At 49.2% G+C, this 16,565-nt stretch carries 13 protein-coding genes; 5 read left to right on the plus strand and 8 right to left on the minus strand.

Annotated features, from left to right (window positions below; all coding sequences use genetic code 11):
* The first annotated feature begins 123 nt into the window (after window positions 1–123).
* Complete coding sequence (gntK, locus tag JNUCC31_RS12655) at window positions 124–1,674, plus strand: gluconokinase (protein ID WP_192271583.1); 1,551 nt, start codon at window positions 124–126, stop codon at window positions 1,672–1,674.
* A gap of 545 nt (window positions 1,675–2,219) precedes the next feature.
* Here the strand turns inward: gntK and JNUCC31_RS12660 are convergent.
* Window positions 2,220–2,609, minus strand: a complete 390-nt coding sequence (locus JNUCC31_RS12660) for a nuclear transport factor 2 family protein (protein WP_192271584.1) — start codon at window positions 2,607–2,609, stop codon at window positions 2,220–2,222.
* A gap of 168 nt (window positions 2,610–2,777) precedes the next feature.
* Between JNUCC31_RS12660 and JNUCC31_RS12665 the strand changes: the two genes are divergently transcribed.
* From JNUCC31_RS12665 to JNUCC31_RS12675, 3 genes are all read left to right on the plus strand, one after another.
* Window positions 2,778–3,095: an ArsR/SmtB family transcription factor gene (locus JNUCC31_RS12665; RefSeq protein ID WP_228469634.1), complete on the plus strand. Its 318-nt coding sequence runs from the start codon at window positions 2,778–2,780 to the stop codon at window positions 3,093–3,095.
* A gap of 61 nt (window positions 3,096–3,156) precedes the next feature.
* A complete protein-coding gene (locus JNUCC31_RS12670; protein ID WP_192271585.1) occupies window positions 3,157–3,975 on the plus strand; it encodes a hypothetical protein in 819 nt (272 codons plus the stop codon).
* Between the two features lie 123 nt (window positions 3,976–4,098).
* Window positions 4,099–5,058 carry an MraY family glycosyltransferase gene (locus JNUCC31_RS12675; RefSeq protein ID WP_192272963.1) on the plus strand — a complete coding sequence of 320 codons (960 nt, stop codon included), beginning with the start codon at window positions 4,099–4,101 and terminating at the stop codon, window positions 5,056–5,058.
* Between the two features lie 188 nt (window positions 5,059–5,246).
* On the opposite strand, the gene JNUCC31_RS12680 is transcribed toward JNUCC31_RS12675, so the two are convergent.
* The 3 genes from JNUCC31_RS12680 to JNUCC31_RS12690 form a co-directional block, all read right to left on the minus strand.
* Window positions 5,247–6,065, minus strand: coding sequence for a carbohydrate ABC transporter permease (locus tag JNUCC31_RS12680; protein WP_192271586.1), 819 nt, complete (start codon window positions 6,063–6,065; stop codon window positions 5,247–5,249).
* Window positions 6,065–6,958 carry a carbohydrate ABC transporter permease gene (locus tag JNUCC31_RS12685; RefSeq protein WP_192271588.1) on the minus strand — a complete coding sequence of 298 codons (894 nt, stop codon included), beginning with the start codon at window positions 6,956–6,958 and terminating at the stop codon, window positions 6,065–6,067. Before JNUCC31_RS12685 ends, JNUCC31_RS12680 begins: the two co-directional genes overlap by 1 nt.
* Before the next feature lie 130 nt (window positions 6,959–7,088).
* On the minus strand, window positions 7,089–8,432 hold the full coding sequence (locus JNUCC31_RS12690) for an ABC transporter substrate-binding protein (protein WP_192271590.1): 1,344 nt from the start codon (window positions 8,430–8,432) through the stop codon (window positions 7,089–7,091).
* A 469-nt stretch (window positions 8,433–8,901) separates the two neighbouring features.
* Between JNUCC31_RS12690 and JNUCC31_RS12695 the strand changes: the two genes are divergently transcribed.
* Entirely contained in the window at window positions 8,902–9,933 is a 1,032-nt protein-coding gene (locus JNUCC31_RS12695; protein WP_192271591.1) for a LacI family DNA-binding transcriptional regulator, read from the plus strand.
* 148 nt (window positions 9,934–10,081) lie between these two features.
* Here JNUCC31_RS12695 and cydC read toward each other — a convergent pair whose 3' ends face one another.
* From cydC to JNUCC31_RS12715, 4 genes are read right to left on the minus strand one after another with little or no spacing between them, the layout of a single operon-like run.
* Window positions 10,082–12,031 carry a thiol reductant ABC exporter subunit CydC gene (gene cydC, locus JNUCC31_RS12700; protein WP_192271593.1) on the minus strand — a complete coding sequence of 650 codons (1,950 nt, stop codon included), beginning with the start codon at window positions 12,029–12,031 and terminating at the stop codon, window positions 10,082–10,084.
* A 1-nt stretch (window position 12,032) separates the two neighbouring features.
* Window positions 12,033–13,907 carry a thiol reductant ABC exporter subunit CydD gene (gene cydD, locus JNUCC31_RS12705; RefSeq protein ID WP_192271595.1) on the minus strand — a complete coding sequence of 625 codons (1,875 nt, stop codon included), beginning with the start codon at window positions 13,905–13,907 and terminating at the stop codon, window positions 12,033–12,035.
* Between the two features lies 1 nt (window position 13,908).
* Window positions 13,909–14,925 carry a cytochrome d ubiquinol oxidase subunit II gene (cydB, locus tag JNUCC31_RS12710; RefSeq protein ID WP_192272965.1) on the minus strand — a complete coding sequence of 339 codons (1,017 nt, stop codon included), beginning with the start codon at window positions 14,923–14,925 and terminating at the stop codon, window positions 13,909–13,911.
* A complete protein-coding gene (locus JNUCC31_RS12715; RefSeq protein WP_192271597.1) occupies window positions 14,909–16,324 on the minus strand; it encodes a cytochrome ubiquinol oxidase subunit I in 1,416 nt (471 codons plus the stop codon). The genes cydB and JNUCC31_RS12715 overlap by 17 nt, the downstream gene beginning before the upstream one ends.
* Window positions 16,325–16,565: the final 241 nt, after the last annotated feature.

Here is a 16,565-nt window from a genome sequence, read left to right on the forward strand (position 1 = left end):
AATACCAGATGCCATATAAGTTGGATGAATAGCGCCACGTGGGCGGAAGGCTTTCTGTACCCGGAGTGTAAACGTGTAACAGCATTCATTTAACTTATATATTCAAGAAAGAGGGATGACAAAATGGCTTCTTCACCCTATATGATCGGCGTAGACATCGGCACCACCTCCACCAAAGCCGTCCTGTTTGAAGAGAACGGAACCATCGTGGCTCAGGGCGGTGCCGATTACCCACTGTATACCCCTACCCCTGCGATTGCAGAGCAGGATGCGGAAGATATTTTCAAAGCCGTCGTGGAATCGGTTAAACAGGCGACCTCCAAGGCCGGCATCAAACCAGATGAAATCCTGTTTGTCTCATTCAGTTCGGCCATGCACAGCGTTCTGCCTGTCGATGAAAACGACAAACCCCTGATGCGGGCGATGACATGGGCAGACAATCGCAGCGCCGAGTGGACGGAAGCACTCAAAACCGAAATGAACGGTCACGAAATCTATTTGAGAACAGGTACGCCGATTCATCCGATGTCACCTCTGACCAAAATCATGTGGCTGACCAGAGATCAACCGGAACTGTTCAAACAGACACACAAGTTTATTTCAATGAAAGAATACGTATTCTATAAATTGTTCTCCGAGTATGTGATTGATCATTCCATGGCCTCTGCCACGGGAATGATGAATCTCGAAAAGCTCGACTGGGACGAGGAAGCTCTCCATGTCGCAGGCATCACTCCGGAACATCTGTCCCGTCTTGTGCCAACGACGCATCTTCTCAAGAAAGGCTTGAATCCGGAGTATGCCAAGGAGATGGGCATTGCGGATACGACGCCATTTGTCATCGGAGCAAGTGACGGCGTGCTCTCCAATTTGGGCGTAAACGCCATTGATCCTGGCGTCGTGGCGGTTACCATCGGGACCAGCGGAGCGATTCGCACCGTCGTGGACAAGCCGGTCACCGATCCAAAAGGGCGTTTCTTCTGTTATGCGCTCACGGAGGATGCGTGGGTGATTGGCGGTCCAGTTAACAACGGCGGGGTTATATTCCGTTGGATTCGGGACGAGTTTGCTGCATCCGAGGTTGAGACAGCGAAACGACTCGGGATTGATCCGTATGAAGTATTGACCCGTGTCGCCGAAAATGTACCGCCAGGCTCGGAAGGCCTGTTGTTCCATCCGTACATGACGGGTGAGCGGGCCCCACTCTGGAACCCGAATGCACGAGGTTCATTCTTTGGCCTGACGCTGCATCATAAGAAAGAGCATATGATTCGCGCGGCTCTTGAAGGTGTCTTGTTTAACCTGTACACCGTCATGTTGGCGATTGAAGAGAAAATCGGACGTCCCAAAAAGATTCAGGCTACGGGCGGCTTCGCCCGCTCTGAGCTGTGGCGCCAGATGATGGCTGATATTTTCGATCAGGATGTCATCATTCCCGAAAGTATCGAGAGCTCCTGCCTCGGGGCAGCCGTACTGGGGCTCTATGCCCTTGGCCGCATCGATTCCCTCAGTGCCGTCTCCGGCATGATTGGATCGACGCATCGGCATCAGCCAGACCCGGATAGCGTTCGCATCTATCGCGAATTGCTGCCGATCTTCATCCGCATCTCCCGCAAGTTTGAAGAGGAATATGCAGATATTGCCGCTTTTCAGAATAAAACGATGCAGAAGTGAGTGGATTGGGTGAGTGAGTAGGCAAGTGGGCGAGTTCATCACAGGCCACGTCTTCCTTCTGCCAAACGCCGTACGCTAACGAACCTTACGCACCTTATTCGAGGTTTAAAGCTTGGTTTAGTATTCTAACGAACCTCAGCCACCTTATAACGGCTGATTGCAGCATATATCTGCCTATAAATTTAAAATACAGGGCAATAGCGTGCCTGAGATTCGTTAAAAACTTGATTATGCCGAATACCCTCCAATAGCGTGTGTGAGGTTCGTTGGAAGTAGCCGTTCACCCTAACCATACTATGGATGGCCGCTTGGGGCTGCGCCCGGTTCGTAATAACATATGACATCCCGATGACCCGTCTGATGTATATTCATGAAGGCTGTTCCCGAGTGCAATGGGGGACGGCCTTTTTCATGCAGGCTTTTTTCCACAAAATATAATAAGCATGATCCACGTTACGCCTCCGCACCCTTCACATAGGGCATAACAAAACTCCACAGCATAAAGCTGCTGTGGAGTTATAGGTTGTCTACAGGTTACCAGTGAATCACTGCTTATATTTGCTGAATGCATCCTGATCTGCCTGCACATTTTCCAAATAAACAATCTGTCCTGCCTCATTCACGCGTGCAATATCGATGCCTGTTTTGGCATAGACCGTTCCATCCGCAGCTTGTCCGCATACCGCCCAGTTCGTTTGATAGCTGCCATCCGGTTGAAACTTCCATTGATCCCACATGTGTTTCACATCGCTATTGTATTCATAGAAAGCCTTCATAAAACCATCGAACCCTGTTCTGCTGTTGCCGTTCAGTACAATCTCTGCATCCGGGGTAAACAGGGACAACAGATCCTGCATCGCGCGTTCGTCTGTACGGGAAGCGTCAAATAAACGGAAATAGTTGTTTAACATTGTTGTAGTGCTGGTTGTGCTCATTCCTATTCCTCCTAGAATATATAATCCGGTTTTTCATTTTATAGTTCGAAAAAATTCAAACTAAATAACTGAGATGAAATGTACCACACTTTCCATCCCCGGAACAACCATCAGTTCGAAAAAAATCAAACATTGAAAGGAATTGTCGAATATGCTACCGTCATAGATATGAAAACTCCAACGATCCCTATGGCTTCGGAATTGAATCTGACCACGGTCTGCAACGCACTCGGTGATCCGATACGGATGAAAATTGCACACTGTCTGGCCAGCACTGGCGAGAAAAACTGCTCCGCCTTCGAAGTAGACCATATTTCCAAATCAACGTTGTCTCATCACATCAAAATCTTACGTGAAGCAGGCCTTATCCGGCCTCGCATTGAAGGCAAACAGCACTTTTATTCTATTCGGAAGGAAGACTTAAACTCCCGTTTTCCCGGTCTTGTGGAACTGATTCTGAATACAACCGAGGAATATGTACATTGAGGAAGCAGGCTTGAATCACGCGATACATCATCTTATGGATTGTATAGAGGAGGCTCATTTTTTGGATAAAAAAGCGGCAAAAATTTTGCTGGGCACCTTCTGGGGTAGCGGCGGCTGGAAAACGGTATCTCTTCCCTTCTCGGGGGATGACTTTGAATATGCCAAAAGCAGAGGTCTGATGTTCGATCCGCTGACCATTACCCATGATGAGATCGTCACCCGTTTACATGAGATTCATCAGGACAACAACTCCATCAAGCAACGGGTAGTATCGGCATTTTTACACAGTTTATCTACCAAAAAAGTATATCTACGCAGCGCGCTTTCCAGCTGGGCTTTAACATCGCAACTGCCTTTGCATACCTACGAGGAACGCCGTGCACTGCATGCCAACACCAGTTCTTGCGGGGATTGCAACTTCCTGCGCCTGCAATCGGACAAGGCGTATGCGGACATCGATCTGAACATATTGAACTTTGAACGGGTGAAATGGGGCGGGGTCCGTCACAACAACCTGTTATACTGCCTGATGGATCTGGATTTATTGCTGAGCAACAAGGAAGCTGTCTATGAAGTGACTGATGCAGATATCGCTATACTGGTCAGCATGCTTGAAGCAGCACAGACTTGTGAACCTCATGAGAGCGCACGCGGGTTGGAGAAACGGTGGAAAGGCCTATTTCCATCCAGCAAACAGGAACGCGACGCGATTCTCGAAATCTGGGGTGCATCCGGTCTGCTTGTTCCGCAGGATACGCCACGAAAAGGCAGAGGCGGGTACAGCGACTTCCACTTCGCCGCAACCTGGCAAGGCGATGACGGTTATAGCGCAGATGCGGCAATTTCCATCTTCGGCTCCTATTTGCCCCAGAAACTCTAAGCTAAATTTGGCTCTCGTACAAGTTTGAAGCAGGCTTAGGTTACAATAATGACATCGACAGATTTCTTGTTTAGCTCGTATAATAGGGAGAAATGGGTAGATAGGAGTGAATCAAGCGAATTTATGGTATACATACTGGCTTTTATGCTGTCTTTTGCTGTCGTAGTTCTGCTTATTCCGCCGCTTGGTCGACTGGCACATCGGCTTGATTTTGTGGACAAGCCCCGAGAAAATGTGGAGCGCAAGCTGCACAGGCAGCCCATTCCACTGACGGCGAGTTACGCGATATTTACCGGATTCTTCCTGACATACATTGTTCTTACGAAAGAAATTTCATGGGAAACCGCCGCTCTGGTCGCTGGCGGTATGCTCCTGTTAACGATCGGTACAGTCGATGACTGGTACAAAACCAAAGGCAAAGACTTCCCTGCCCTGCCCAAAATGATCATTCAGGTCTCGGCTGCAGTACTCGTATTTACTTCCGGTATTGCGTTCACCGGGTTCGTGAATCCCTTGAATTCCGAATATATTATGCTTCCGATCTGGCTGCAATTTATTCTGACGATTCTGTGGATCTTCGGTGTGACAACAGTCATTAACTTCACGGATGGCATGGATGGACTGGCAGGCGGTTTGTCAGCCATCTCAGCGATTACGTTGTTTATCGTCGCCATGACCAAAGGCCAAACCGATTCTGCCCTCATGGCCATTACGCTCGTCGGGGTAACCCTCGGTTATCTGAAATATAACAAAGCTCCCGCCAAGGTGTTCATGGGCGACGCGGGGGCAACGTTTCTTGGCTTTATCCTGGCGGTAATTGCCCTGGACGGTGCATTCAAACAGGCGACCATGCTGTCTATCTTCATCCCGATTTTGGCGCTCGGTGTGCCGATCTTCGACAACATTTTTGTGGTCATCAAACGTTCCATCCAAGGCAAAGCCATCTATCAGGCAGATGCAAGTCAAGCCCATTATCGCTTGCTGCGTGCAGGCCTGAATCACAAACAGGTGGTTGGCGTCCTGTATCTCGTCAGCACCTGCCTTTGCCTCTCTTCCATTATTTTGATGCTGGTGGAGATGTAAATAGTAAAAAAACGAATAGAAATAACAGAAAGCCACCTTCAACTCAATGAAGGTGGCTTTCTTATGATGTTCTTTTTGGACCGCATACCTTTTTTCGTACTCCATTCTGTAACAGGCCCCTCGTTTCCTGCTGCCTACGCGACTCCACCTAAATTACGCACTTTCACTTAAAGTTGCTTGCTTCAAACTTACGATTTAACAGCCCCGGCCATGGCCCCTCCAACAATGAAGCGTTGCAAAGAAACGTACAGGATAGCCAACGGCAATGTAACGATCAGAATGCCACAGGCGAGCAGCGGCCAGTTGTTCATGTATTGTCCATAGAAGGTGAAGAGTCCTTTGGTTACAGGCTGATAATTCGGATCAGACAAATAAATGGTAGGTCCAATAATATCATTCCATACGCCAATCGCCGTAAGAATAATGCCTGTTGCCAGTATAGGCTTCATTAATGGAACAAGGATGGTGAACAGATACCTTGTATACCCGCACCCGTCCATGGCGGCCGCCTCATCCAGTTCACGCGATATTGATTTGATATAACCCACAAACATGAGAAACGCAATGCCCGTCCCCGTCGTCTTCAGTAAGATGTACCCGATTTGGGTGTTGTAGAGACCCAGATTATTGATCAGCGAAAACTGCGGAATGAGCGGGTTGGGAAGATACATGGAGATCAGAAAGAAAATATAAATGAATGTGCTGAACTTCACGTATCTTCGTGCAAGCGGGAATGCAGCAAATACAGACAAAATCAACGTCAGCAGGGTGGACATCCCTGTATAGAGCACACTGTTCCACATATACTGAGAAAAGTTTCCTTTATTCCAAGCTTCGGAAAAGTTCTCAAGCCGGATTCCTTCGGTAAGGGCAACAGGATCAAGCAAATACTCTGTCTGCGTTTTCATGGATACATTGAACAGGTAGAACAGAGGGAAAACGTACAACGCAAGCATAAGCAGGACGATGACGTAGCTGACAACTCTCGACGTTTGACTCTGCTTCATTACGCTTCCACCTCTCTTCTGCGAAGATAAAATAGTGCGACCATCGATATCGTAAATACAAAGAGGAACTGAATCATCGCGACGGCCGAAGCCAATCCGTAATCTGCCGTTCCGGTGCCAAACGCTGTAGCATATACATCAAATGCAAGCGTCGTTGTATTGAACTTACCACCCGTGAGTACATAAATAATGTCAAAGGTTTGCAAAGCTCCGATGATGGACAACAGCATGTTGACCGTGAATGAAGGAGCGATCATCGGGAATGTAATGTTTGTGAATGCTTTCCACCCCGAAGCACCATCCATGTAACCCGCCTCATACAGATCGCTTGGAATGGATTGCAGACCGGCCAGAAAAATCGTCATGGAGTAGCCCATATACATCCAGATCTGAACAAAAATAATCAATTCAAAGGCAATATTATAATCACCAAAAAAATTGGAACTGGTGCCAAAGAAATTCAGAAGCGACTGAGCGGGTCCACCCAGCGGATTCGCCACAAGTTGCCAAATGAGTCCGGATACCGTAACACCCAGCACCACCGGTAAAAAGAATACCGCACGATACAATTTATCGCCTTTAAGCTTCTTATTGATCAAGATCGCCATGAACAAGCCCACTGCATTTTGTATGATCACGACAGCAAACGCAAAATATAGGGATCGCCCAATAGCATCCATTCGGTCTCCCGCATTGGATGCGCCAAAAAATGTTTTATAATTGTCAAAGCCGATAAAGCTCCATTCCTGGCCCCGAACGCCAGTAGCATCCGTAAACGAAAACAGTACCGTCACAAGTGATGGACCGAAGCCAAACACGACATAAAGCAGCAATGGAATGCTCAAATACAGATAAGGAATCAGCCGTGCCTTACCTTTTCCAAACGGATACATCGTCCTCACACCTTTCATGGGGTAAAACTAAGACAAAGGAAAACCGGAATAACAGCCTGGTCGGGCCTGAAGGCTCTGACCCGAGCGCTATTCCGGCTTATGCGGCACATCTTGTGCCATGAACGTTAATTTACTTTGGAGCAGCAGCGTCCCAGTCCGCTTGTGACTTGCCGGCAAGCTCTTCCGGTGTTGCAATCGGTCCGGCAGGCTTGAGCATCTCCGCGTGAACGCTGGCCTCAGCAATGTACTGTCCTACATTCTGACGGTTAATGAACAACTGATCCCAGGAAAGCTTGAAGTCTTCCAGATAGGGCTGAATCCCTTTAATAAACTCACTCGTCATTTCCACATCAGGCTGTGTCGGCAGGAAGCCGGCTGCATTCACAAAGTCCGTGTAGTTCTCTTTCTCCGATAACATTTCGAGCCATTTCATTGCGTAATCCTTGTTCGGTGATTTATCCACCACCATCCAGGTCATATCATATTTACCAGCCAGATTTTGGTTCTTGGCTGCATCGTTGCTACCCGGAATTGGGAAATATCCGAACTTCAGATCAGGGTTTGCCGTTTGAATCGTCGTTGCATCCCAAGTGCCGTCAGCAATCATGGCAACCTTGCCTGTAGCAAACAAACTTGGCAATGTTCCATAGTCAACACCCATGAAGCCAGGCATTGCACTGTTCATCAAAACCTGAGATTTTTGCAAGACTTCAATTTGGACCGGATCAGTCAGCTTGGATTCGCCAGTCCACAGACCTTTGATATAAGCAAGCTGATCATCATGAATAGAAGCCTGAAGACCTTGTACCGCCAAGCCTATTGGCCAAACATCTTTGCCTGCCAGACCCAGGGCTTCGACGCCATTGTCTTTAAACACTTTGATTGCATTTTGCAGTTCATCCCAGGTTTCGGGTATGTCCAGATTGTATTTTGCGAAGAGATCCTTGTTGTAGAACAGTCCTGTGAAAGCCACCTTGCCCATATTTACACCGTACACTTTGTCGTTGTACGTCATTGCGTTCTTTATGTCAGCTTCATTGTAGTTTTTGATAAATGATTGATCAGACAGATCACTGATCAACCCTGCATCAATCCACTGCTTCCACATCGGATCAGCAGCACCCTTGGACCATTCCTGCGGAGCGCCGACAAAACTTGATTTGAGTGGAATGATATCCACGTCTCCGTTGTTACCAGCATTCATCCGTGTTTGCATCAACTGATCGTAAGTCGCGTCTGCCGGAACTGTTGTATATTCCACTTTTACATCCGGATATTTCTCTTCAAATTTCTTATTGAACTCTTTGATGTAGTTGTTAATATTCTCTTGCTGCCAATGAATGATCTTCAAAGTCACTTTTTTACTGCCATCTGCAGTCTGGCTACCTTCTGATTCAGTAGAGCTGCTGCCACAAGCGGCAAGTACGAACAGTAAAGCGGTTACAAGTGAAATGGATAAAATCTTTTTCTTCATATCGCTTTCCCCCAACCATGTAAGATCGATTTACGAAATCAGTTTCGTAATTTACAACCTCATTATGACTCTACCTGATAAATTTGTAAACAGTTTATTTACTTTTTTTCAATTAATTAGATCGAAGTCGCCCTGGACAAGGGTTCTCGCATCTTTTTTTTCATTTATAACCGCACTCACTTTTACGAAACCCGGATGCATTCAATACGGTTTGCTGCGAAATATATACTAATTCCCCTTTTAAAACGGCATGAAATTTCTACAATTGTAAGGTGAGTCAGCTAAAATGTGATAGAATTTTCGCAATATTTATTTCTGAACAACTAAATTCTATTGATGCATATTACTTTAGCTCGGAAACACCCCTGTTCTGTTGACTCTCGGATCGTTGTAGCATAAAATACTTGCAAGAAAACAAAAATGACACAGCCGCAGTTTGCGAAACCAGTTTAGAATCCGAGGGATGTAAATGAATATCAAAACGATAGCCCGTTTAGCCGGCGTGTCTGTAGCAACGGTATCCAAGATCATCAACAACTATCCAGATATCGGCGAGGAGACTCGCCAACGAGTGCTCAAGATTATGGAAGAGACCGGCTATCGTCCTTCTTCTTCAGCCAAAACGCTCGCGACCAAAAAATCCAACCTTGTTGGCGTTGTATTTGCAGGGAAACTGAACGTCGATTTCAGCCACCCTTTCTTTGTAGAAGTCATCAATGCTTTTAAAAAACAGATTGGCTTGCTTGGATATGATCTGCTATTCTTCTCCAATGAGAAATTTCTGGATCAGGGCGAGGACTACTTGGCGCGATCGAAGTATTTTCAAGTAGATGGCTGCATTATTATTGCAGGGGATGAAGTGGAGAGCAGTGTATTCGACCTTGATGCAAGCCCCATTCCTTGTATCGGAATTGACATCGAGCTTACAGGACAGAGCTCCTGTTACATCATGTCGGATAACGAGAAGATCTCAACCAAGGTTGTAGAGCAATTTTATATGAACGGATACCGGCAAATTGGTTTTATCGGACTAGAGCGGGCCTCTCTAGTGATGCAACAGAGGGAGCAGGCCTTCAAACGTTCCCTAAAGCAGTTTAGTCTCGAGGAGAACCCCGAATGGGTGGTATACAGCAAAGATTATGCCGCGGTGGACGGATACGAAGCCGCAAAAAAAATGCTCACCTGTGAAGTCCTGCCACGCGCTGTATTTGCAGCCACGGATCTGCTTGCATTCGGAGCTATCCGCGCCTTTAAGGAAGCGGGGCTGCGCATTCCGGAGGATATTGCCGTTGCCGGTTGCGACGATATCGAGGCCTGCCGTTATACCGATCCGCCGCTAACCACCGTCAAGCAGGATACCGACAAAATTGGACGCCTTGCTGCCATGATTCTGTTCGATCTGATGAACAAACAGATGGATAACCGCTGCATTAAAGTAGAGCCGGAACTGGTTCTGCGTCAATCATGCGGCACAGCGATGTTGTTGGAACAGGAGATTTGAACGATGTAGTTGTATGGTCTGTATCAGAGGGTGTATGTTGCAAAGTAGATGCATGACAAAAACGAGCCTTGGAATGACTTCCATGGCTCGTTTGGTGTTTAGAAAGAATCGACATTCTCTCTAGAATGTTGTTATACCAGGAGTCCTGCTATTTGGAAGTGACAGGAGGCAGCTTCAACTCCGCTGTCAGCAAGTCAGACCACCCCGGTCGATCAAGTTCAACGAGACGGCGGTAACGCTCTTCCCGAGCCAGCAATTGTTCGTGAGAACCTTGCATCGTAATCTGTCCATTTTCCATAAAAACAAGTTCGTCCATTCGTTCCGCTCCCATCAGATGATGGGTGACCCAGATCATTGTTTTGCCCTGCATGCTCTCCAGAATAGTGCGCATGAGCGCTCTTTCCGTCATCGGATCAAGCCCTACCGTTGGTTCATCGAAAATAACGACAGGCGTCTCGCGAAGGAGTACCCGGGCCAGTGCAATCCGCTGTCTTTCTCCACCAGAGAAACGAAGTCCTGTCTCCAGCATCGGGGTATGATAACCCTGCGGCAAGGATTCAATGAGATCGGATAGACCTACTTGCGCAGCCACTCGCTGGATTTCTTCGTCTGTCGCATGCGGACGGCCGATTCTCAGGTTGTTGGCTACCGTTGTATCAAATAGATGCGGACTTTGGTTTAGCACTGCAATGACATCTGTTATATTTTCGCCCATCGATTGTACGGGAAGATCATTGAAGATTACATTCCCGGCGGATGGGAGCAACGCACCCTGAATGAGCTTCAGAAGGGTTGATTTTCCACCACCACTGCGACCGAGAATAGCCAAGCGTTTGCCCTGAGGAAGATGAAGGGATACCTCCTGCACTGCACACGGGGCATCTGGCGTATAACGATAACTCACCTGATCGATCTGAATGTCGGCTCGCAGCCTGGGCGGAATGCGCAAGCGGATACGTTGGGCCAAAGCTCTTTCCGTACGCTCCGGGGAACCCAGTTGCTCTCCAACTACTAGATTGCTGCCTGATAAGCCTGAGGTCTTATCCCCTTTGGCTCTGGCCGCTGCATCCGCTTCTTCGGTTCCAGACTGGTCTGGCTTATGCTCTTCACCTTCCAAGTGCTGCAATCGTTCCATCGATTCACGATACTGCGGGATATGCTCCACGGCATCTCCTACGGGCAGCAGTGCTTCCGTGAGTGGAAACAGCACCAGCACAAATGCAGCAATCATGACCGCAGGCAGCTGCCCGGCAGAAGCCACACTTCCCGCCCATAAGGTCACGGATACCACCATCAGCCCAATCACGCACTGGGCAGCCAGATCACGCCAGCGGGTCCATTGCCGCAAGCGCAGCCGAATCATATCTGTCTGCCCTTCAGCCTCTTCCTGCCGACGCACAAATTCTTCAGCTCGTCCACTCGCTAGCCAATCCCCAAGTCCAAGCACACCATCTGTCAGACGAGTGTACAACTTGGCATTCTCCCGCTTCAGCCGAACCCGTAACTTCCACGTCACTCGGAGGGATATGGCTGGCAGCACAGCGACCAGAAACAGCATATACAGACCCATCCACAGTGCAAAGCCCAGATCGATGCTGCCAAAAGTCACAACCGCGCCTCCGTACATCACAAGTGCGGTAACCGCCGGAAATACCGTACGCAGGTAAATATCCTGCAGTCGTTCTACGTCCTCTGCGAGAGCTCCAAGTACGTCTCCCGTCTGCATGCGGGAGCGCAGGAACAGTGCCTGCGGCTCCAGAATCCGATACAGCTTCACGCGCTGATCCGCGAGTATACGCAGCACCGCATCATGTCCGGCCAATCGTTCGACATACCGGAATACGGCACGGAAAATCCCGAATGCACGAACACCCACGATCGGTACATATACCATCAAAATATTTTCAGGACGGAGCGCCGACTTGGAGATCAGAAATCCGGAGGTGAAGAGCAGGAGGACAGCACATAACGTAGCGCAGATCCCCAGCGCAATGACTGCCACGAGTCTCCAGCGGTACTGAGCCGCATACGGAGTGATCCAGCTATTCTTTTTGTCCCCGCTTCGGGCTGTTTCTGTCTGCTCATATCCGGCTCTCATCTCACACCGCCTCCATCTGGGCCTGAATCATCTGGTAATATACACCTTGTCGGGCCAACAATTCCTCATGCGTTCCTGTCTCTGCAACCGTGCCGCCATCCATCACGATAATCCGGTCCATATGCGGCATCCAGTGCAGTCGATGTGTTGCCAGAAAAACCAGCTTGCCCTCAAATAGCGGCAGCATCGTCTGTTTCAGTTCATACTCCGTTTCCACATCCAGATGCGCAGTCGGCTCATCCAGCAGCAGGATTGGCCGTGCACTAAGCAAAGCCCTCGCCAGAGCCACTCGCTGCTCCTGTCCGCCGCTGAGCTGCCTTCCCCCAGCTCCAATAAACTCCTGCATCCCATTGGGCAAGGAGGAAGCAAGCTTATGCAAACCGGCTGCGTGAATGGCTTCGCCCACCTCCGCATCCGAAGCTTCAGGCATATAGAATCGAACATTATCCGCCAGACTTCCACTGAAGATGTATGGATGCTGCGGGATGGCCGCCGTTTGTTCTCTCCAATCTTCCATCATCTCTGGAGATAAGGACTGACCGTTGTATAAGACTTGGCCTGAAGTAAGCGGCTGAAAACCTGCAAGTACGTCAATCAGGGTTGATTTCCCTGCTCCGCTCGCTCCGATAATCCCTACTTTGCCAAGACCAGAAACCTGAAACGTTACATCATTCAGCGAACATGGCCCGTCTTCCTCATGCCTCACCTGCACATTGGTAAGTGCCAATCTGCTCGTCGCCTCCCATGAGAACGTCGATGAAGGAACGACAACGCCACCCCCTGCATTTTGCTCACCCAATATCACCCGTATCGTGGATGGAGACACATCACTTTGGCCAGAAGAAGGTTTAGTCGAAGAGGATTCTCCGTTCTTTTCTGACACACCATGTAGAACAGCACTCGCATACGCTTCCTTTTGCTTAAGCTCGGCTGCTTTCCCTCGTTCAATCATCTGACTGATCGCTTCCCCGGCCTCCTTACCGTCCAGTGTCGCATGGTAATCTGCACCTACCATTCGTACAGGCAGGAAGTATTCCGGCGCGAGAATCAGTACGGTCAGTGCTGGTCCAAGCAGCATATGCCCTTCCGTCAGACGCAGCCCCAAGCCAACCGCCACCGAAGCCACCGACAGCATGGTGAAGAAATCAAGTGCGAAGGAGGACAGAAAAGCCATGCGAAGGGTAGACATCGTAGCCTTGCGATAGCGCTGACTCACCCGGATAATCGTTTCCGCATGTTTGCCGCTCTGGCCCAGTGTTTTTAGCGTTTCCAGTCCACGCAGCGTATCTACAAAGTGGTTTGCCAGCGCTTTGTAGGACTTGAACTGTCCATCGATCTTGCGCTGTGCGGCCAAACCGACCAAAATCATAAACACGATCAGGATGGGCAGTGTCAGCGTCAAAATAACCCCGGACATCCTATCCAGCTTGAAGACATAGAACAGAATAACCATTGGCGTGAACCCCATCCCCAGCATTCGGGGAATAAACAGTTCCAGATACGTCTTATACTGGGCTGTTCCTTCGCGTGCCAGCGTTACCAGGTGCCCTGTTCCTTCCGTTTTGGCAAAACGCGGCCCCAGCCGGAACCACTGCTGCACCATCTGTCTGCGCAGATCGTTTCCTGTCTTCTCTGCGTACTGCGAAGCAATGAGCTGCAACCAGAAGGATAGGGCATAACGGGCGGCAAAAGCGGCCAGGAACAACAGCAGTACCGGGTACTGCTTCGTTACGGGCGAACCTTCAAACAGTGCCGTGATCGCCTGTGCCAGCCATTTGGCCTGCATGATTATCGTCATCGCCTGCAGCAGTACCAGCGCTGAAGCCAGCGCCAGTACAGGCCGGATGCCCGGCAGCTTCAGCAGCCCCCGTCCCATGTCAGTACTCCAGGTGATGCTGATCGTTCAGACGTTTGCGGAAAATGTAATAACTCCAGATCTGATAGCCGAGTACAAACGGAAGCAGCGTACATGCCACAATCGTCATCACTTTCAGTGAATATGCACCGGATGAAGCATTGTAGACCGTCAGATCAAACGCCGAACCCATTGAACTTACCATGACCCTTGGGAACAAGCCGATGAATACGGAGGCGAACGCGATTGCAATCACGGCTCCCGTCATACCGAAAGCCCAGGCTTCACGTTTCTGACGCACGAAGTAAGTGGCCAAACCCAATGAAGCAGCGCCCAGGACAACCATAATCCAGAGGGCCCAGCCTCGTACGGCGAACACATCAGTCATGAAGTATGTCATCACAGCGTAGACCGCAAGGATCGCGGCCAGCGGCAGCATCAACTTTTTAGCTGTATTCAGGGCACGTTCTCTGAGATCTCCGACGGTCCGCAATGAAGCAAACAGCAATCCATGCACCAGACACAACAACGTCACACTCAAACCACCTACTACCGTATACGGATTGACGATGTCCAGGAAGCCGGGACGAAGCTGCATCTGTGCATCGATAGGTAACCCCTTCATCAGGGTAGCGAAAACAACCCCGAACAGGAACGGCAGTAACGCACTGGAGACTACAATGATGATATCCCATGTTTTGCGCCAGCGTCCCTGTCTCATCTTGCTGCGGAACTCAAAGGCAACTCCGCGACCGATCAAGGCCAGCAGCACCACGACCAGCGGCAGATAAAAACCGCTGAACAGCGTGGCATACCAGTGCGGAAAGGCTGCAAACATGGCACCCCCCGCCGTAATCAGCCAGACCTCATTGCCATCCCAGAACGGACCGATCGAGTTGATCAGGGTACGACGTTCACGATCCGTTTTGCCAATAATGGCAGTGGACATGCCCACACCAAAATCAAAACCCTCCAGAAAGAAAAAACCAACAAACAAGACGGCAATCAGCAAAAACCACAACTCACTTAGTGACAACAGAATAACCCCCATCCACGCCGAACGGATCGGCCGATTCATCATGCTCCTCCGGCTTTTCGACTGCATATGGCCCTGCCTTGATTTCACGAACGAACAGATAGACCATCACAATTCCGAGTACCGTATAAGCTGCTGTAAAAGCAATGGTGGAGAACAAAATCTGTCCTGCGCTTACGTTGGGGGATACCCCGGCTGCAGTCGTCATATAACCAAATACCGTCCACGGCTGCCTTCCCACCTCAGTCATAATCCACCCAGATGTATTGGCGATAAACGGCAGGGAAATGGCGAATACCATCAGACGCATAAACCATTTGCCTGCTCCCTCCAGCTTCCGGCGCATCGCCAGGAATGTACCGTATAGAGCTAGCAAAATCATCAATCCGCCCGCAGCAATCATGATGCGGAAGCTCCAGAACGTCGTCCGTACCGGTGGAATATAGTCCCCTGGTCCATACGTTTGCTCATACTCGGCTTGCAGTTCTTTCATGCCTTTGACACTGCCGGAGAATTTGCTGTAGGACAGGTAACTGAGCAATCCGGGGATTTTGATCTCGCCGGAATTCTCCTGTTTGTCCGGATCGATAGCGGCCACCACCGTCCATGGCGCAGGGTCTTCCGTCGTCGTCCATGTTCCTTCACTGGCTGCCATTTTCATTGGCTGCGTCTCCACCAGATATTGCGCCTGGAAGTGACCCGAGAAGGCAACACCCAGTGAGGAAACCAGGCCAATAAGGATGGCAATGTTAAACGATTTGCGGAAAATCTCCACATCCTGCTTCTTCATCAATTTGAAAGCGCTGATCCCGGTCACTACAAATGCACCCGTCATCAAGGCACCAAAGATCGTGTGCGGGAACTCCACCAGCAGTTGACCATTCGTAATCAGTGCAAAAAAATCGTTCATCTCGGCGCGGCCATTATTAATCTCGAAGCCCACCGGATGCTGCATGAATGAATTGGCTGCCAGAATCCACAGCGCGGACAGGAATGTACCGACAAATACCAGCCAGATACAGGCCAAGTGCACTTTTTTGGACAAGCGATCCCATCCGAAAATCCAGAGTCCGATAAAGGTAGACTCCATAAAGAACGCCAGTAAGGCTTCCACAGCCAGTGGCGCACCAAATACGTCCCCGACAAAACGGGAGTACTCCGACCAGTTCATGCCGAACTGGAATTCTTGCAGAATGCCTGTGACCACACCGACAGCAAAGTTAATCAGGAATAATTTCCCCCAGAATTTGGCCATCGTTTTGTAAACTTCCTTACCTTTCACTACGTACAACGTCTCCATAATGGCTACCAGCAGTACAAGACCGATGGACAGCGGCACAAAAAAGAAATGGAAAATCGTTGTGAGCGCATATTGGATACGCGATAACATGATCGGATCCATACCGTTACCCCTTCTTTCTGTTCATATCGCAGTTTTCGTATTTGACATTGAAGCCCCTTCTTCAGTTTCTGTCAGCCAAACACGTATTGATGAACGTATTGTGCCAGATTGACTATTTTATACATGTGACAATTATCACAAAGCCTGCCATGACAGCGAAAAAAAGTGACGACGGTCACACAATAGATAAAATTAAGCCTAATCTTTGGGCTTGCCAGCTTCGTCTATTCACGGAAGATGC

Source organism: Paenibacillus sp. JNUCC-31 (assembly GCF_014844075.1).
Lineage (GTDB): Bacteria > Bacillota > Bacilli > Paenibacillales > Paenibacillaceae > Paenibacillus.